The 18,619-nt window shown below is 70.1% G+C and carries 14 protein-coding genes and 1 pseudogene; 9 read left to right on the top strand and 6 right to left on the bottom strand.

Going from position 1 to position 18,619, the window contains the following annotated elements; all coding sequences use genetic code 11:
- Positions 1–30: 30 nt before the first annotated feature.
- The 6 genes and pseudogenes from RUR49_RS03020 to RUR49_RS02995 all read left to right on the top strand — a co-directional run bounded on the left by RUR49_RS03020 (position 31) and on the right by RUR49_RS02995 (position 7,273).
- A complete protein-coding gene (locus RUR49_RS03020; RefSeq protein ID WP_409144807.1) occupies positions 31–1,509 on the top strand; it encodes a replicative DNA helicase in 1,479 nt (492 codons plus the stop codon).
- On the top strand, positions 1,506–2,702 hold the full coding sequence (gene alr / locus RUR49_RS03015) for an alanine racemase (protein WP_409144806.1): 1,197 nt from the start codon (positions 1,506–1,508) through the stop codon (positions 2,700–2,702). The genes RUR49_RS03020 and alr overlap by 4 nt, the downstream gene beginning before the upstream one ends.
- Entirely contained in the window at positions 2,702–4,144 is a 1,443-nt protein-coding gene (radA, locus tag RUR49_RS03010) for a DNA repair protein RadA (RefSeq protein WP_409144805.1), read from the top strand. Before alr ends, radA begins: the two co-directional genes overlap by 1 nt.
- A gap of 48 nt (positions 4,145–4,192) precedes the next feature.
- A pseudogene (locus RUR49_RS03005) lies at positions 4,193–4,777 on the top strand (CvpA family protein); the annotation flags it as partial.
- Positions 4,778–4,958: 181 nt separating this feature from the next.
- Entirely contained in the window at positions 4,959–6,497 is a 1,539-nt protein-coding gene (gene purF, locus RUR49_RS03000) for an amidophosphoribosyltransferase (protein ID WP_409144804.1), read from the top strand.
- A gap of 23 nt (positions 6,498–6,520) precedes the next feature.
- Positions 6,521–7,273: an SDR family NAD(P)-dependent oxidoreductase gene (locus RUR49_RS02995; protein ID WP_409144803.1), complete on the top strand. Its 753-nt coding sequence runs from the start codon at positions 6,521–6,523 to the stop codon at positions 7,271–7,273.
- A gap of 1 nt (position 7,274) precedes the next feature.
- Here the strand turns inward: RUR49_RS02995 and der are convergent, their stop codons facing one another.
- The 4 genes from der to RUR49_RS02975 all read right to left on the bottom strand — a co-directional run bounded on the left by der (position 7,275) and on the right by RUR49_RS02975 (position 11,471).
- Positions 7,275–8,669 carry a ribosome biogenesis GTPase Der gene (der, locus tag RUR49_RS02990; protein ID WP_409144802.1) on the bottom strand — a complete coding sequence of 465 codons (1,395 nt, stop codon included), beginning with the start codon at positions 8,667–8,669 and terminating at the stop codon, positions 7,275–7,277.
- A 16-nt stretch (positions 8,670–8,685) separates the two neighbouring features.
- On the bottom strand, positions 8,686–10,071 hold the full coding sequence (locus RUR49_RS02985) for a PQQ-binding-like beta-propeller repeat protein (protein ID WP_409144801.1): 1,386 nt from the start codon (positions 10,069–10,071) through the stop codon (positions 8,686–8,688).
- On the bottom strand, positions 10,068–10,751 hold the full coding sequence (locus tag RUR49_RS02980; protein ID WP_409144800.1) for a tetratricopeptide repeat protein: 684 nt from the start codon (positions 10,749–10,751) through the stop codon (positions 10,068–10,070). The genes RUR49_RS02985 and RUR49_RS02980 overlap by 4 nt, the downstream gene beginning before the upstream one ends.
- Positions 10,752–10,898: 147 nt before the next feature.
- Positions 10,899–11,471 (bottom strand): NnrU family protein, encoded by a 573-nt coding sequence (locus RUR49_RS02975; RefSeq protein WP_409144799.1) that lies wholly within the window; start codon positions 11,469–11,471, stop codon positions 10,899–10,901.
- A gap of 245 nt (positions 11,472–11,716) precedes the next feature.
- Between RUR49_RS02975 and RUR49_RS02970 the strand changes: the two genes are divergently transcribed.
- Both RUR49_RS02970 and RUR49_RS02965 read left to right on the top strand, forming a co-directional pair.
- Positions 11,717–12,151: a L,D-transpeptidase gene (locus RUR49_RS02970; RefSeq protein ID WP_409144798.1), complete on the top strand. Its 435-nt coding sequence runs from the start codon at positions 11,717–11,719 to the stop codon at positions 12,149–12,151.
- 122 nt (positions 12,152–12,273) lie between these two features.
- Positions 12,274–12,720: a hypothetical protein gene (locus RUR49_RS02965; RefSeq protein WP_409144797.1), complete on the top strand. Its 447-nt coding sequence runs from the start codon at positions 12,274–12,276 to the stop codon at positions 12,718–12,720.
- Positions 12,721–12,759: 39 nt separating this feature from the next.
- Here the strand turns inward: RUR49_RS02965 and araD are convergent, their stop codons facing one another.
- Entirely contained in the window at positions 12,760–14,502 is a 1,743-nt protein-coding gene (gene araD, locus RUR49_RS02960) for an L-arabinonate dehydratase (protein WP_409144796.1), read from the bottom strand.
- Between the two features lie 428 nt (positions 14,503–14,930).
- Here araD and RUR49_RS02955 point away from each other — a divergent pair, with 428 nt between their 5' ends.
- Positions 14,931–17,714, top strand: a complete 2,784-nt coding sequence (locus RUR49_RS02955) for a cation-transporting P-type ATPase (RefSeq protein ID WP_409144795.1) — start codon at positions 14,931–14,933, stop codon at positions 17,712–17,714.
- On the opposite strand, the gene RUR49_RS02950 is transcribed toward RUR49_RS02955, so the two are convergent.
- Complete coding sequence (locus RUR49_RS02950) at positions 17,676–18,587, bottom strand: LysR family transcriptional regulator (RefSeq protein WP_409144794.1); 912 nt, start codon at positions 18,585–18,587, stop codon at positions 17,676–17,678. The genes RUR49_RS02955 and RUR49_RS02950 overlap by 39 nt on opposite strands.
- Between the last annotated feature and the right edge of the window lie 32 nt (positions 18,588–18,619).

Below are 18,619 nucleotides of genomic sequence, written 5' to 3'. Positions count from 1 at the left end.
GGCCGCCGTTCCGAGGACGCCCGAACCGCCATGGAAGCCACCGCCCGCAAGCTCGACACCGCCGCCTTCAACCGGCTGCCGCCGCACAACGTCGAGCTCGAGCGCCAGCTGCTCGGCGCCATCCTGATGAACAACGAGACCTTCTACCGGGTCTCCGACTTCCTCGAGGCGAGCCACTTCTTTTTCGAGGCGCACCGCCGGATTTTCGAGAAGACGTCGCAGCTGGTGCGGGCCGGCAAGAACGCCTCCCCCATCACCCTGAAGACCTTCTTCGCCGCCGACGAGCAGATCGCCGACCTCTCGGTGACGCAGTACCTGCTGCGCATGGCCGCCGACGCCACGACGATCATCAACGCCGAGGACCACGGCCGGACGATCTTCGACCTCGCGCTGCGGCGCTCGCTGATCCGCATCGGCGAGGACATGGTCAACATTGCCTTCGATTCGCCGATCGAAGCGCCGCCGAAGGTGCAGATCGAGGACGCCGAGCGGCGCCTCTACGAGCTCGCGGAGACGGGCCGCTACGAAGGCGGCTTCCAGGCCTTCTCGGATGCGCTGGCGACCGCCATCGACATGGCGGCGGCGGCCTACCAGCGCTCGGGCGGCCTCTCGGGCCTCGCCACCGGCCTCGACGACATGGACCGCCTGATGGGCGGCCTGCAGCGCTCCGACCTCGTCATCCTCGCCGGCCGGCCGGCGATGGGCAAGACGGCGCTCGCCACCAACATCGCCTACAATGTCGCCCGCAACTACCGGCCCGGAGCCTCGCCCGACGGCAGCCCGCACGCCGAGGACGGCGGCATCGTCGGCTTCTTCTCGCTCGAAATGTCGGCCGAGCAGCTCGCCACCCGCATCATCGCCGAGCAGGCGGGCGTCTCCTCGTCGCTGATCCGCCGCGGCTCGATCGACGCCGAGCAGTTCGACCGCATCGCCGCGGTGGCGCAGGAGATCCAGTCGCTGCCGCTCTACATCGACCAGACCGGCGGCATCTCGATCGGCCAGCTCGCCGCCCGTGCCCGCCGCCTGAAGCGCCAGCGCGGGCTCGACCTCCTGATCGTCGACTACCTGCAGCTCCTGCAGGGCTCCGGCAAACGCGGCGAGAACCGCGTCCAGGAGATCACCGAGATCACCACCGGCCTGAAGGCGCTGGCCAAGGAGCTCGACCTGCCGATCCTGGCGCTCTCGCAGCTGTCGCGGCAGGTCGAATCGCGCGAGGACAAGCGGCCGCAGCTCTCCGATCTGCGCGAATCCGGCTCGATCGAGCAGGACGCCGACGTCGTCATGTTCGTCTACCGAGAGGAATACTACCTGAAGAGCCGCAAGCCCAAGGAAGGCTCCGAGGAGTTCTTCAAGTGGCAGGCGGAGATGGAGACGGTCGCCGGCGTCGCCGAGGTCATCGTCGGCAAGCAGCGTCACGGGCCGACGGGCACGGTTCCGCTGCAATTCGATGCCGAGGTGACGCGCTTCTCGAATCTTGCGCGCGAGTACCACCTCCCGGACAGGGAATGAGGATGCCGAAGGCGGCGATGCATCGACCGGTCGACCCGTCCTCCCTCACTGCACCGGTGCGCCCGGTCCCCCTCGACGAGACCGACCACCTGGCGGGCGGGCGCCTGACGATCGACCTTGCGGCCCTCGCCGCGAACTGGCGCAGCCTCGCCGCCCGCTCCGGCCCCAGCGAATGCGCCGGCATCGTCAAGGGCGACGGCTATGGCATCGGGCTGGAGGCGGCGACGGGAACGCTCGCCGACGCCGGCTGCCGCACCTTCTTCGCCGCCACCATCGCCGAGGGCCTCAGGGCGAAGGCGGTCGTGCCGGAAGCCGCAGTCTATGTGCTGAACGGCTTCCCGCCCGGCGCCGCAGCGCTGGTCGCGGACGCCGGACTGCGTCCGGTCCTCGGCAGCCTCGAGGAGGTCGAGGACTGGGCCGCCCTCGGGCGCTCCCGCGGCCGGCCGCTGCCGGCGGCGCTGCACGTCGACACCGGCATGAACCGCCTGGGTCTCGCCCGTGACGTTGCGACGTCTGTGGCCGCCGACCCGGAGCTTCGACGCCATCTCGGCCTGACGCTGCTGATGAGCCATCTCGCCTGTGCCGACACGCCGGACCACCCGCTGAACGCCCGCCAGTTCGAGGCCTTCCAGGCGGCGCGGGCCCTGTTTCCGGGCGTGCCCGCCTCGCTGGCGAACTCCGCCGCGACGCTGGCGCTGCCCGCCACCCACTTCGACCTCGTGCGCCCCGGCATCGCCGTCTACGGCGGCCAGGCGGTGTCGAAGCGCGACAATCCGATGCGGCCGGTGGCGGTGCTCGAGGGCCGCATCATCAAGATCCGCGAAGCCGGAGCGGGCGAATCTGTCGGCTACGGCGCGGCGGAGACCCTCTCCCGCCCGAGCCGGCTCGCCGTCGTCGGCATCGGCTACGCCGACGGCTTTCCGCGCGCCGCCGGCTCGAGCGACGCCACCGGTGGTGCCGCCGGCTGGCTCGCCGGCCACCGCGTGCCCCTCGTCGGCCGGGTCTCGATGGACCTCCTCGTCTACGACGTCACCGACGTGCCGCCGGGGGCCGCGCGCCGCGGCGACTGGATCGAGCTGTTCGGCGACCACGTGCCCGTCGACGACGTCGCGGCGCGCGCCGGCACCATCGGCTACGAGGTGCTCACTCATCTCGGCAGCCGCTTCTCCCGCGACTATGTCGGCCAGGCCTGATGGCGCGCGCGCGCAGCCAGTTCGTCTGCCAGTCGTGCGGCAACATCACCAACCGCTGGAACGGCCGCTGCGAGGCGTGCGGAGAGTGGAACTCGATCGTCGAGGAGGCGGCGAGCGGGCCGACGCCAGCGGCGCGCCCAGGCCGGGTGGTGCCGCTCGGCAGCCTCGAGGGTGAAGGCGCGGCAGCGCCGCGCACGGCCTCCGGCATCGCCGAGCTCGACCGGGTCACCGGCGGCGGCTTCGTGCGCGGCTCGGCGATCCTGCTCGGCGGCGACCCCGGCATCGGCAAGTCGACGCTGCTGCTGCAAGCGGCCGCCGCCATCGCCGCGCGGGGCGGCCGGGTCGTCTACATCACCGGCGAGGAGGCAGCCGACCAGGTTCGCCTCAGGGCGCAGCGCCTTGGCCTCGCCGGCAGCGCCGTCGGCCTCGCCGCCGAGACCTCGGTCGAGGACATCCTGGCGACCCTGACCGCCGCGCCGCCGCCGGCCCTGATCGTCATCGATTCGATCCAGACGGCCTGGACCGCGTCGATCGAGTCCGCGCCCGGCACCGTCAGCCAGGTCCGCGCCTCCTCGCACGCCCTCATCCGCTACGCCAAGCAGTCCGGCGCCGCCCTCGTGCTCGTTGGCCACGTCACCAAGGACGGCCAGATCGCCGGCCCCCGCGTCGTCGAGCACATGGTCGATGCCGTGATGGGCTTCGAGGGCGACGGCAGCGGCCCCTTCCGCATCCTGCGCACGACGAAGAACCGCTTCGGCCCGACCGACGAGATCGGCGTCTTCGAGATGACCGGGGCCGGCCTCAAGGAGGTGCTGAACCCGTCGGAGCTCTTTCTCGGCGACCGCGACCGTTCGAGCCCCGGCACGGCGGTGTTCGCCGGCATCGAGGGCACGCGGCCGCTACTCGTCGAGATCCAGGCCCTGGTCGCCCCCTCGCCGCTCGCCAACCCGCGCCGCGCCACCGTCGGCTGGGATGGCAACCGGCTGTCGATGATCCTCGCCGTTCTGGAGGCCCGCTGCGGCATCCGCTTCGGCGTCAACGACGTCTACCTCAACGTCGCCGGCGGCCTCAGGATCGTCGAGCCGGCGGCCGACCTCGCGGTCGCCGCGGCGCTGCTGTCGTCCCTGAGCGGGGTTGCCCTGCCTGCCGATTGCGTCTATTTCGGCGAAGTCAGCCTGACGGGGGGCATCCGCCCCGTCGGGCACGTCTCGACGCGTCTCAAGGAAGCGGAAAAGCTCGGCTTCCGGCAGGCCGTCTTGCCGGAAGCATCGATCGGGGACGAGGTCCGGGAGCGCCGGATCGCGGTCACCGGATTGCGGACGCTGCTTGATCTTGTCGGCCGAGTCGCGGCTTCATCGATCGACGATGGTGAACTCTCCCCTCCCACCAGAGCCGGCGTCCAGCGTGTCGGCGCGCCTCAGCGGAGCGGGAATGCGCGGTGATGAAACGAGGCGTCGTGGTCGTGCCACGCGAGTGAGGTTGTCCGAAAAATGTCGGTGACGCTGCTCGACGGGCTCGTTCTCGTCGTCATCCTGATCTCGGCTTTCCTGGCCATGCTGCGCGGCTTCGTCCGCGAGGTGCTGTCGATCGCCTCGTGGGTCGCCGCCGCCGCCGCGGCCTACTTCTTCTACGACGACCTGCTGCCACTCGTGCGGCAGTACGTCAGCAACGAGTACGTGTCGCTCGGCATCGCCATCGGCGGCATCTTCTTCGTCACGCTGATCATCGTCAGCATCATCACGATGAAGATCTCCGACTTCGTCATCGACTCCAAGATCGGCATCCTCGACCGGACGCTGGGCTTCGTCTTCGGGGCGGCGCGCGGCCTGCTCCTGATCGTCGTGGCGATGCTGTTCTTCAACTTCCTCGTGCCGCCGGTGCAGCAGCCCGCCTGGGTGGCGCAGGCGCGCTCGAAGCCGATGCTCGACAATCTCGGCACGCAACTTGTCGCAGCCCTGCCCGACGCCCCTGACCGATCGATCCTGGATCGCTATATACCCGGCGGAAACCGGACGCCGCCGGCCGCGACGCCGCCGGCCGGTTCGGCGCCCGCACCGACCGACGGTGCCCCCGCCCCCATCGACGGGGCTCCGGCCGGAACACCGCCGACGACCGAACAGCAGTCCGATGCGAGCTACGGCTCGGGAGCCCGGCAGGGGCTCAACCAGTTGATTCAATCGAGCGGCAGCAACGGCCAATAGTCGGGTCCGGCGACTGGTCTTTTGTCGCGAACCGCAGAGTGGTTCGAGCGAGACGATGAACGACGGTTCCGCCCCGGCCGGCAAAGCGCCGAGCCACTCGCGAGGGTCCGCCCCCGGCGGCTCTTCCGTCACCGAGGCCAGCTTCGGCGGCCACGCCTTCGACGACGACCATCTCCACGAGGAGTGTGGCGTCTTCGGCGTGTTCGGCCATGACCAGGCCGCAGCATTGGTGGCGCTCGGGCTGCACGCCCTGCAGCACCGCGGCCAGGAAGCCGCGGGCATCGTCTCCTTCGACGGCCACCAGTTCGTCCCCGAGCGCTATATCGGCCTCGTCGGTGACAACTTCACGAAGCCGTCGGTGATGGAGCGCCTGAAGGGCGACCGTGCCATCGGCCACACCCGCTACGCCACCACCGGCGGCCAGATCCTGCGCAACGTGCAGCCGCTGTTCGCGGAGTTCGCCGGCGGCGGCTTCTCGGTCGCCCACAACGGCAACCTGACGAACGCCATGACGCTGCAGCGCCGGCTGCAGAACCGCGGCTCGATCTTCCAGTCGACCTCCGACACCGAGACGATCATCCACCTGATCGCCACCAGCGAGCCCGGCCCGTTGGTCGAGCGCTTCATCACGGCACTGCGCCAGCTCGAAGGCGCCTATGCGCTGGTGGCGCTGTCGGAGAAGAAGATGATCGGCTGCCGCGACCCGCTCGGCGTGCGGCCGCTCCTGCTCGGCCGCCTCGACGACGCCTTCGTGCTGGCGTCCGAGACCTGCGCCCTCGACATCATCGGCGCCACCTTCATCCGCGACGTCGAGCCCGGCGAGATGGTGGTGATCACCGAGACCGGCATCGAGAGCCTGTTCCCCTTCCAGCGCCTGAAGTCGCGCTTCTGCGTCTTCGAGTACGTCTACTTCGCGCGGCCGGACTCGAACGTCGAGGGCCGCAACGTCTACGACGTCCGCAAGCGCATCGGTGCCGAGCTTGCCCGGGAGTCCCCGGCAGACGTCGACCTCGTCGTGCCGGTGCCGGATTCCGGAACGCCGGCGGCCATCGGCTTCTCGCAGGAGGCCGGGCTGCCGTTCGAGCTCGGCATCATCCGCAACCACTATGTCGGGCGGACCTTCATCGAGCCGTCGGACGCCATCCGCCACATGGGCGTCAAGCTGAAGCACAGCCCCAACCGTGCCCTGATCGAGGGGCGGCGGATCGTGCTCATCGACGATTCGATCGTGCGCGGCACCACCTCTCTGAAGATCGTCGAGATGATGCGGGAAGCCGGCGCGGCGGAGGTGCACATGCGCATCGCCTCGCCGCCGACGACCGATTCCTGCTTCTACGGCGTCGACACGCCGGAGAAGTCGAAGCTGATCGCCTCCCGCATGTCGGTCGAGGAGATGGCCCGCTTCATCAAGGTCGACAGCCTCGCCTTCCTGTCGATCGACGGCCTCTACCGCGCCGTCGGCGAGCGGGGACGCGATCCGCGGCAGCCGCAGTTCTGCGACGCCTGCTTCACGGGCGACTACCCGACCCGCCTCACCGACCGCCAGGAAAAGGAAACCGTGCGGCAGCTCTCGCTGCTCGCCGAGGTTTCCTGACCCGACAGCAACGGACACGCCGGATGGATCCTCGCTTCGAGGGGCGCATCGCCCTCGTCACCGGTGCCTCGCGCGGCATCGGCCGTGCCCTGGCGCTCGCGCTGGGGGCCGCCGGCGCCCACGTCATCGCGCTGTCGCGCACGGCCGGGGCGCTGGAGGAACTCGACGACGAGATCCGTGCCGCCGGCGGCGCGGCGGCGACGCTGGTGCCCGTCGACCTCAAGGACATGCCCGCCCTCGACCGCCTCGGCCTCTCGATCCACGAGCGCTGGGGACGTCTCGACATCCTCGTCGGCAATGCCGGCGTGCTCGGCCCGCTGTCGCCAATCGGCCACATCGATCCGAAGGTGTTCGACGAGGTGATGGCGGTGAACGTCACCGCCAACTGGCGGCTGATCCGCTCGCTGGACCCGCTGCTGCGCCAGTCGGAGGCGGGCCGGGCGGTGTTCCTGTCGTCCACGGCTTCGCAGCGCAGCCGGCCCTACTGGGGCCTCTACGCGACCTCGAAGCTCGCCCTCGAGATGATCGTGCGCACCTACGCCGCCGAGACCGCGCACACGCCGATCAAGGCGAACCTCGTCAATCCGGGCGCCATGCGCACGAAGATGCGCGCCCAGGCGATGCCCGGCGAGGACCCCGCGACGCTGCCGCCGCCGGAAGACGTGGCGGCGCCGATCCTCGACCTGCTGGCGCCGGAGTGCACCGTCTCCGGCGTCCTCTACGACCATCCGAGCCGGTCGCTGAAGGCGTTCCAGCCCCCTGCCACGCTCGCCTGACCTAGTCCTTGTCGGCGAAGGGGTTGTCGCCCTTGCGCAGCGAGAAGCGGATCGGCACGCCCGGCAGCTCGAAGCGCTCGCGCAGGCCATTCACCAGGTAGCGCATGTAGGCGTCCGGCAGCGCCTCCGGCCGCGAGCAGAACACCACGAAGTGCGGCGGCCGGCTCTTCACCTGCGTCATGTAGCGCAGCTTGATGCGCCGCCCCGACACCGCCGGCGGCGGGTGATGCTCGATGACGGTGCCGAGCCAGCGGTTGAGCCGGCCCGTCGAGATGCGCCGGCTCCAGCTGTCGCGCGCCGCGAACGCCGCCTGCATCATCTTGTCGAGGCCGGTGCCGATCAGACCCGAGACCGGCACGATGGTGACGCCGCGAAGCTGCGGCAGCAGCCGGTCGGACATCTCGCGCAGCGCCCGCAGCGTCGCGTTGCGGTCCTCGACGAGATCCCACTTGTCGGCCACGACGATGATCGCCCGCCCCTCGCGCTCGACAAGGTCGGCGATCTGCAAGTCCTGCTTCTCGAAGGGCTGCGTCGCATCGAGCGTCAGCACGACAACCTCGGCGAAGCGGATCGAGCGCAGCGTCTCGCCGACGGAGAGGCGCTCGAGCTTGCCCTCGACCTTCGCCTTGCGGCGCAGGCCGGCGGTGTCGACGAGGTCGACCCGGCGGTCGCGCCAGGTCCACGGCACGGTGATCGCGTCGCGGGTGATGCCGGCCTCGGGACCGGTCAAGAGGCGCTCCTCGCCGAGCAGCGCGTTGATCAGCGTCGACTTGCCGGCGTTGGGACGGCCGACGATGGCGAGCTTCAGGGGCCGCGTGTCGATCGTCGGCGTATCGTCCTCGCCGTCGTCGTCGGGCTCCTCCACGACCGCCGCAGCGTCGTCCTCGAGGTCCGGCTCCTCCGGCGGCTCGAAGCGCGCCAGCACGGTGTGCAGGTCCGCCATGCCCTCGCCGTGCTCGGCCGAGACCTGCACGGGGTCGCCGAGGCCGAGCGAATAGGCCTCCAGCGCGCCGGATTCGCCAGCGCGGCCTTCGGACTTGTTGGCGACGAGGATGACCGGGCGATCGGTACGGCGCACGAGCTCGGCAAAATGCTCGTCGAGCGGCGTCACGCCGGCGCGGGCGTCGATGACGAACAGTACGACGTCCGCCTCGCGGATCGCGGCTTCCGTCTGCGCGCGCATCCGGCCGGCGAGGCTCTCGGCGTCGACGTCGTCGAGGCCGGCGGTGTCGATGGCGACGAACCGCATGCCCGACAGTCGGGCGTTGCCCTCGCGCCGGTCGCGCGTCACGCCCGGCGTGTCGTCGACGAGCGCGATCTTGCGCCCGACCAGACGGTTGAAGAGGGTCGACTTGCCGACATTCGGCCGGCCGACGATGGCGACCCTGAGCTGCATTCGCGTTTCCCCCGCGTCAGCGATACGCGGAGATCGTGCCATTCTCCGACACGGTGATCATCAGCCCGGAGGCCGCGATCGGCGAAATGTAGGCGGGCTCGCCGATCGACCGCGTGCTGGTGATCTGGCCGGACGAGGCATCGACCGAGGCGAGCTTGGAATCGCTGGAGACGAACCAAAGCGATCCGCCCGCCAGCACCGGCCCCGCCCAGTTCGTCCGCTCCTTGCGCGTCCTGACGATCGGCAGCTGCGTCGACCACAGCGGCGCGCCGGTGTTGCGGTCGAGCGCCACCACCCGGTCGTCGAGGTCGACCAGGAACAGCGCATTGCCGGACACGATCGGCGTGTGGGCGCTGCCGACGTCCTGCTCCCACTTGCGGGCGCCGGTGGAGAGGTCGATGGCAATGGTGCGGCCTGCAACGCCGGAGGCGAAGACGACGCCGCCGCTCACCACCGGGCTCGCCGACAGGTCGTTGATGGAGGACAGCGCCATCGTGCGCGTCGCCCGCGTCACCGCATCCGACCACTTCGGCTCGCCGGTGGTGGCGTTGAAGGCGATCACCTCACCGGACGTATAGGGCACGACCACCGTGTCGCCGACGACGGCCGGCGAGGCGTTGGCGAGGAGGCCGGCGGTCTCGGGAATGCCGCGATAGGACCAGAGCTCGGCACCATCGGACTGGTTGACCGCGAAGACGACGTTCGTCTGGGTGACGACGAACACCTTGCCGTTCGCGGCGGTGGGCGCGCCGCGGGCGGGCGCCTCGAGCTCCTTCGTCCACACCTGCGAGCCCGAGCCGGCGTCGAGCGCCGTCAGCGCGCCGTAGGCGGTGCCGACATAGACGCGGCCCTGGTCGTAGGAGACGCCGCCGCCGGTGGCGATGCCGCGCTCGCCCTCGGGCCGCAACGTCACCGTCCAGCCACGTCCACCACCCGAGAGAGACAGCGAGGTGACGACGGCACCAGGAGAATAGACGTAGAGGCGTCCACCGGCCGCGACCGGGCGGGCCGAGATGCGCAGCCCTTTGCCACCAGCGAAGTTGCCGAGGCCAGAGCCACCACCACCGCCGACGGAGGTGCTCCAGACCCGGGCCGCGCTGCCGTCATAAGCGATGTTGCCGGGGTCGTTGGCGGCGTTGCCGCCGGGCTGCGACCAGTCGGCATAGGCCTGGGCCGGCCCGATCGAGGCTGCACGCGAGCCGCCTTCCGGCTGCACCAGCGCCGCGGAGCCTTCGTCGTTGAAGACGGCGGTGCGAGTGCCGGGAAGGATCTTGTCCTTCTCCGCGAAGGGATTGAACGTATAGACGGCGTCCGACACGGTCTCGCAGCCAGTGACCACACCGGCACACAGCGCGACGGCGACGATGCGCGCGAGGGCGCCGGCGAACGGGGAAGCACTCAAGAGGGATCTCCACCGCTTGCGGCGGCCGGCGGCTTTGCGCTCTGGATCAGCGACAGCATCAACTGGGCGCGGTTCTGGAACTCGCCCGTCGCCGCCCGGTCGTCCGCGATCTGTCGGAAATAGCCTTCGGCCGCGGCAAGATCACCGGCCGAGTAGGCGGCGAGACCGGCGACTTCACGCGCCGCCTGCCGCCACGGCCCCTCTCCCACTGCCAGAGCCGCGACGCGCTCGTCGACGGCGGCACGGTCGCCGTCATCGAGGGCGAGATAGCCGGCCCGCACTCGGGCGAGGTTGCGATAGAGCGTCGGCACGGCGCTGTCGGCGGCGATGGCGTCGAAGGCCGCGATGCCGGCGGCGCGATCATCCGCCTGGGCAAACTCGCTGGCCGCACGGAAGCGGGCGAGCAGCTTGTAGCCCGCCGGCCCGCTCTCGGCGAGGCTCGCCAGCGCGGTCGCCGCGCCGGCATGGTCTTCCTGCTGGGCGAGTTCGAGGGCTGAGAAGAACAGATCGCCGGACTCGTTCGCCTGCGACTGCTGCCAGTGGAGATAGCCGCGCCAGCCGGCGGTGCCCGCGATGATCAGCACCGCGATCGCAATCACGACGATGCCGAAGCGCTCCCAGAGCTTCTTCATCTGCTCGCGCTTATAGTCGCGCTCGGCCTCGTGGAAGATATCCGACATTCGATCCCGTCTCGACGAAGCTGGCCGCACACGACGCACGCCCCTGCCCCGTCGCCCGAAGGGACGGCGCAGAACGGCGCGAAGTGTCGTCGGCTTACAGGGTTCGGGTCACCGAGCCAAGCGGCACGGCAACGGCCGGCGCACGACTCAGACGACCGGCACCCCGATCAGCCACGCGTGCAGCTTCGCCACGAAGGCGGCATAAAGAAGGAGCCCGGCGCCGAGCGCGATGAAATCGTTGCGGATGGGGCCCCGCGGCACCGCCACGCGCGCCGCCGCTTCCCGCCGCTTCAGCGAGATTCGATCGATCACGCCCCACGCGAGAAAGCTCGCGAACAGAAGCACCGAGGCCACGTCGCCGTTGGCGAGCAGGTGCGCGAACGCCCACAGCTTCACCGCCGTAATCAACGGATGGCGGACGGCGGCGCTGATGCGGCCGGGCAGATAGGCCGCCACCGCCAGCACGAACACCGGCACCATCAGGAGCAGCGTGACGTGCCGCAGCCAGGTCGGCGGATCGTAGAGGATCGCCGGCCCCTCCGCCCGCGCCAGCCCGTAGCCCCAGATCACGAGGACGAGCCCGACGAGGGCCACGGCGGAGTATGCGAGCTTGTAGGTGTTGACGCCGAAGCGGGCGACCAGCCGGTCGTGCAACGCCGGTGCCGTCGGCAGCAGGTGGCTGCCGAGAAAGATGACGAGCCCGAGCACGAGGACGAGCATGCGGACATCTCCGGATCGCGAATGCGATGCGGCGCACCTTAACCATTCCGGCGCCGGCGGCGAGGCGTCCAACGGTCGCGCCGTCGCCGGGCCTGCCGTCCGCCCCCCCGCACGCATCACCAATTGTTGACCGCTCGCAAGGGTTTGGCGCCCGCAGCGGTCCTCACGGCAATGGCAACGCGCCGCCACCACGACTAAGCTCCTGAGCAAGAACCGATTACGGGGGAAACGCGGGAGGGGGAGCGATGCTCAGACTGGCCGTCTCGACGCTGCTGACGCTGGCGATCGGATGCTTCATCGCCGCGTCATCCGCCTCGGCAGGGAGCGTGGTGGCACGCATCGACCTTTCGGAACAGCGGATGTACGTCTCGATCGCCGGTAAGCCCGCCTATTCCTGGCCGGTGTCGACGGCACGGCGTGGCTATGTCACGCCCACCGGCAGCTATCGCCCGACCCGGCTGCATCGGCGCTGGTACTCCCGCAAGTACAACAACTCCCCGATGCCGCACTCGATCTTCTTCCGCGGCGGCTACGCCATCCACGGCACCAATGCCCTGAAGTCGCTGGGTCGCCCCGCTTCGCACGGCTGCGTGCGGCTCGCGCCCGGCAACGCCGCGACGCTGTTTCAGCTCGTGTCGTCCTACGGCCCCCGCAACACCCGGATCGTCATCACCCGGTGATCGTCCGGGGGCATCGGTCGGCCCGGTTTACCTCGTCGTCCGAACGGCAGCCTCCGGAGGTTGCGTGCGGTGCGGGGACCACGTATCGGACGATGGCGAGGTCGGGGAGGAGGCGTGAGTCGGTGCGGATCGGAGCGGCTGTCCCGACCCTGATGTTCGCGCTGGCGCTGCCGATCGCGTCAGTCGAGGCAGCGCAGTCGTGCGAGGCCCGCTCCGCCGACGGCACATGGCTGCTCGTCATCAATGCCGCCAAGGCGCCGATCTACTGCGAGGTCCGCATCGCAAAGGGCTGGATCGACCGCCAGTCCTGCCAGGCGGACTCACTGACCGCCCCGCAGATCAGCATCGAGGGCCCGCTGTTTCCGCAGGAAGGCAGCTGTCGCGCCAGTGGCAGCCTGTCGATCGAGGATCCGCCCGGCAGCGGGGTGAAGACGCTGTTCAACGTCGACGGCCTGTTCGCCGGCGAACAGCGCCCTGCCCGTGTCGATCGCCTGCTCGGCCGCCTCGTGCTGGCCGACGGCGAGAAGCGCGGCACGTTCTTCGCCTTCCAGGGGCTGCGGACCGACTGAGCCCCGCCCCCTCTCCTCACCGCGACCCGCGCGACGCCCTCAGTAGATGTCCGGCTCGCCGGCGGCAGCACCGAAGTCGCGCTCCAGGAAGTCGAAGTCACAGCCCTTGTCTGCCTGCGTGACGTGGCGGGAGAACATCCAGCCCCAGCCGCGCTCGAAGCGGGGCGTTGGCGGCGCCCAGGCGGCCCGCCGGCGCGCCAGCTCGTCCTCGGCGACCAGCATGTCGAGACGGCGCGCCGCCAGATCGAGGCGGACGATGTCGCCCGTCCGCAGAAGCGCCAGCGGGCCGCCGACATAGGCCTCCGGCGCGACGTGCAGCACACACGCCCCGTAGGACGTGCCGGACATGCGCGCGTCCGAGAGGCGAAGCATGTCGCGGTGGCCCTGCTTGATGAGGGCCTTTGGGATCGGCAGCATCCCCCACTCCGGGAAGCCCGGACCGCCGAGAGGGCCGGCGTTGCGCAGCACGAGCACGTGGTCGGGGGTGACGTCGAGCGCCTCGTCGTCGATCGCCGCCTTCATCGCCGGATAGCTGTCGAAGACGAGCGCCGGCCCCTCGTGGCGGTAGAAGCGCGGATCGCACGCCGCCGGCTTCATCACCGACCCGTCCGGGCACAGGTTCCCGCGCAGCACGGCGAGCGAGCCTTCGCGGTAGACGGGGTTCGACAGCGGCCGGATGACGTCGGCGTTGAAGACGCGGGCACCCTCGAGGTTCTCGCCGACCGAACGTCCGGTGACCGTCAGGGCCGAGACATCGAGCAACTCGCGGATCTCCGCCATCAGCGCCCTGAGCCCGCCGGCGTAGTAGAAATCCTCCATCAGGTAGTCCTTGCCGGCCGGCCGGACGTTGGCGATCAGCGGCGTGACTCGGCCGAGGGCGTCGAGATCGTCGAGCGTCAGGGGCACGCCGGCCCGCCGCGCCATGGCGATGAGGTGCACCACGGCGTTCGTCGAGCACCCCGTCGCCATCGCGACGATCGCCGCATTGCGGACCGCCGCGGCGGTGACGATGCGGCCGGGCGTCAGGGCCTCGCCGACCATCTCGACGATGCGCCGCCCGCACGCCGCCGCCATGCGCTGGTGGTTCGCATCGACGGCGGGGATCGACGAGGCGCCCGGCAGCGACAGCCCGAGCGCCTCGGCGATCGCCGTCATGGTGGAGGCGGTCCCCATCGTCATGCAGACGCCGGCGGAGCGGGCGATGCCGCCCTGGATGCCGGTCCACTCCGCATCGGAGACGTTTCCGGCGCGCCGCTCGTCCCAGTATTTCCAGGCGTCGGAGCCGGAGCCGAGCGGCTTGCCGGCGTAGTTGCCGCGCAGCATCGGCCCGGCCGGCAGGAAGATCATCGGGACGCCGGCGCTGAGCGCGCCCATCACCAGCCCGGGCGTGGTCTTGTCGCAGCCTCCCATCAGCACGACGCCATCGAAGGGATGGGAGCGGATCATCTCCTCCGTCTCCATCGCCAGCATGTTGCGGTAGAGCATCGAGGTCGGCTTGGTGAAGCTCTCGTCGACCGACAGCGCCGGCATCTCGAGCGGAAAGCCACCGGCCTGCAGCACGCCGCGCTTCACATCCTGCGCGCGCTCACGGAAGTGGCCGTGGCAGGAGTTGAGTTCGGACCAGGTGTTGAGGATCCCGATCACCGGCCGGCCGAGGAAGTCCTCCTCGGCATAGCCGAGTTGCATCAGGCGCGAGCGGTGGCCGAAGCTGCGCAGATCGTCCGGCGCGAACCAGCGCGCGGACCGCAGCGGACGGGTGGGACCCTCGTGATCGTCGGCCATCGGCGCTCCCCCTGGAGGCGAATCCTCTAGGCCCGTTGCAGACGTCCCGCAATCGACAGGTGGTGCCGCAGACGACGTGCGCCGCAGACAGCCTGCAACGCCGATGCCAAAAATACCGCCGGCTCCGACAGAATATCGCCAGCGCCTGTTTCGTCGAGACTGGAACACGTACCATCCGCCGCGCCATGTTCCCGATCGCACATCCGAAAAGCCCGGACCTTCCGTCGCGATGGGCCGACATCGTCGCATGGATACTGATAGGGTGGAGTCGGAGGACGCCGGCACCCGTCGAACGTCACTTTTACGGCGCGACCAGTCGGCGTTGATGTCGATCAATCATCGTCGGCGGCCATCACGTTAGCTTCCGCGCCGGGGCGGCACTGCTCGCCGGCGGCCCGCCCAGATCAATCGCAGGGAGACGCGACGCCATGCGCCATGCCACCTCCGCAGCGGTTCCGACGGATGGATCGCCCGAGGCAGAAGTCCCCCCCTGGCACGCGATGGCGTCGCAACAGGCGCTGGAAACGCTGCATTCGCGGGTCGAAGGCCTGTCGGACGGCGAGGCCTCTCGCCGAATCGAGCAATATGGCCGCAATCTCCTGCCGCAAGGTCCGCGTCGGTCCGCCCTCGTCCGCTTCCTGCTGCAGTTCCACAATCTCCTGATCTACGTGCTGCTGGCCGCCGCCGCCCTCGCCGCCGCCATCGGCCACCCGACCGACGCGCTGGTGGTCCTCGCTGTGGTGATCCTCAACGCGATCATCGGCTTCGTTCAGGAGGGACGCGCCGAGAAGGCGCTCGAGGCGATCCGCGGCATGATCGACCCGCACGCCTCCGTCGTCCGCGACGGACGGCGCCTGACGATCGGCGCCGATGCCGTCGTGCCGGGAGACATCGTCCTGCTGGAGGCAGGCGACCGCGTGCCGGCGGACGTGCGCCTCGTCCGCGCGCGCAACCTGCGGATCGACGAGGCGATCCTCACCGGCGAATCAGTCCCCGTCGACAAGCATACGGCAGCGGTTGCAGAGGTCGCGTCCCTGGGTGACCGCCTGTCGATGGCATTCTCCGGCACCTTCGTCACCGCCGGTCAGGCGACTGGCGTGGTGGTGTCGACGGGCGCCGAGACCGAACTCGGGCGGATCAGCGCCCTGATCGGCGCGGTGGAGCAACTCGCCACACCACTGGTCCGGCAGATGGACCAGTTCGCCCGCCAGATCACCGTGGCGGTCCTGGCGATTTCGGCCCTGGTGTTCGCCTACGCCGTGTTCGTGCAGACCTACGGGCTGGACGATGCCTTCATGGCCGTGGTCGGTCTCGCCGTGGCGGCCATCCCGGAAGGCCTTCCGGCGGTCATGACGATCGCGCTCGCCGTCGGCGTGCAGCGCATGGCCCGCCGCAACGCCATCATCCGTCGGCTGCCGGCCGTCGAGACACTGGGTTCGGTCTCGGTGATCTGCTCCGACAAGACCGGGACCCTCACCCGCAACGAGATGATGGTGGGTCGGGTCGTCACCGCCGACCGCGCCATCGAGATCGACGGCACCGGCTACGCCCCTCACGGCGCCTTCCACACCGCGGGCGAGCGCCTCGATCCGGCCTCCGACTCCGTGCTGGAGGAACTGACGCTGGCGAGCCTGCTCTGCAACGATGCCCAGTTGCGCGACAGCGGCGACGCGAGCACGGGCCCCTGGATCGTCGATGGCGACCCGATGGAGGGCGCGCTGGTGTCGCTGGCGGTGAAGGCGGGCCACGACGCTGTAGCGGCGCGCGGCAGTTTCGTCCGGCTCGACGAGATCCCCTTCGATTCCCGCCACCGCTACATGGCGACGCTGCATCGACGCGACGGCCGGGCGCCGGTCGCCTATGTGAAGGGCGCGCCGGAGCGCGTGCTCGCCATGTGTGCGTCCGTGGCGGCGCTCGACGGCGAACAGCCCATCGAGGCGTCCGCGTGGCACCGCCGGGTCGAGGCGCTGGCGAAGGACGGCCAGCGCGTCATTGCCGTCGCCCGCCGCAGCCTTTCCCCGGATGCCCGCGCTCTCCAGACAGCGGACGTGGACGGTGGCCTGACGCTGCTCGGCCTCGTCGGACTGATCGACCCGCCGCGCCCCGAAGCGATCGCCGCCATCGCCGAATGCAAGGCCGCCGGGATCCGGGTGAAGATGATCACCGGCGACCACGCCGCCACGGCCCGCGCCATCGCCATCCAGCTGGGCCTCGCCACAGACCCCAAGGCGGTAACTGGCCAAGACCTCGACGCTGCGGACGGCGACGGCTTCCACCACCTCGCCCAGCAGGCGGTGGTGTTCGCCCGCACCAGCCCCGAGCACAAGCTGCGACTGGTGGAGTCGCTGCAGCGTGACGGCTCCGTCATCGCCATGACGGGCGACGGCGTCAACGACGCCCCGGCCCTGAAGCGCGCCGATGTCGGCGTCGCCATGGGCGGCAAGGGCACGGAGGCCGCCAAGGAAGCGAGCGAGATGGTGCTCGCCGACGACAATTTCGCCTCGATCGTCGCCGCCGTCCGCGAGGGCCGCACCGTCTACGACAACCTCACCAAGGTGATCGCCTGGACGCTGCCGACCAATGGCGGCGAGGCCTTCACCATCATCCTCGCCATCCTGTTCGGCCTGACCCTGCCGGTGACGCCGGTGCAGATCCTGTGGATCAACATGGTCACGGCCGTCGCGCTCGGGCTGACGCTCGCCTTCGAGCCGACCGAGCCGGGGGCGATGCGCCGCCCGGCCCGCCCCTCCGGAACCGCGATCCTCTCGGGCCGGCTGCTGTGGCGGATCCTCTTCGTCTCGGGGCTGATGGTCGTCGGCACCTTCGGCATCTTCGTCTGGGCGCTGTCGCGCGAGCTGCCGCTGGAGACGGCCCGCACGATGGCGGTGAATGCGATCGTGGTGATGGAGATCTTTTACCTCTTCAGCGTCCGCTACGTGCACGGGACGTCGCTCACCTGGACCGGCGTGCTCGGAACCCGCGCCGTCCTGATCGGGGTCGGCATCGTCATCGTCGCGCAGTTCGCCTTCACCTATCTGCCGCCGTTTCAGGCCGTCTTCGGCAGCCGCCCGATCTCGCTCGCAGATGGCCTCGCCATCATCGGCGTCGGCGTGGTGATGCTGGTGATCGTCGAGGTCGAGAAGGGATTCGCGCACTGGCTGGCGGAGCGCCGGTCAGCCCGCCTCCGATCGCGCTCCGCCGCGGCGCTGTAGATGATCGATGAGGGCCCGCAGCTTCGGCGCGACGTTCCTGCGGCTCGGATAGTAGAGGTAGAAGCCGGGAAAGGTCGGCAGGTAGTCCTCGAGGATCCGCTCCAGTTCGCCCCGGTCGAGCGCCGGGCGGAAGCTCTCCTCCATGCCGAAGGTGATGCCCGCGCCGGCCGTCGCGAGCTTGATCATCAGTGCCATGTCGTTGGTGGTGAAGCGCGGCGCGACATCGACGCTGAAGTCCCGGCCGTTCTCGGCGAACTCCCAGCGATAGGGCGCCCCCTTCGGCGTCGGCCGCCAGCCGATGCAGGCGTGCCTGGCGAGCTCCGCCGGGTGTGACGGCACCCCGAAGCGGGCCCGGTAGGACGGCGCGCAGACGGCGAGTTGCCGCTCCTCGCCCGCCACCGGCACCGCGATCATGTCCTGCTCGATCACCTCGCCCAGCCGGACACCCGCATCGAACCCCTCGGCGACGATGTCGAATGCCTCGTCCGTGACGGTGATATCGAGCGCCACCTCGGGATGGCTTTCGGCGAAGGCTGCCAGGAAGGGGCCGGAGAGAAACCGCTCGGCGATCGACGAAACCGCCAGCCGCAGCCGGCCGCGCGGGCGACCCTTCAGCCCCTCGAGCCCCTCAAGCGCGGAGCGCATGTCGGCGACCGCCGGCGCGATCTCCGCGAGCAGTCGCTCGCCGGCCTCGGTCAGGCTGACGCTGCGCGTCGTGCGCTGCACGAGCGCGATGCCGAGGCTCTCCTCTAGCCGCCGCATCGTCTGGCTCACCGCCGACCGCGTCACCCCCAGCCGGTCCGCCGCCGCGCGGAAGCTCTTCTCCTCGGCGACAAGGACGAAGACGGCGAGCGCGTTGAGATCCGGCACCATTGGTTAGCTGAACTTCCCTGTCTGAACAGCGC

This window comes from Pseudoxanthobacter sp. M-2, from assembly GCF_046156265.1.
Taxonomy (GTDB): domain Bacteria; phylum Pseudomonadota; class Alphaproteobacteria; order Rhizobiales; family Segnochrobactraceae; genus CAMDHY01.
The sequence above is the reverse complement of the archived record's forward strand: the minus strand, read 5'-3'. Positions and strand labels throughout refer to the sequence as shown.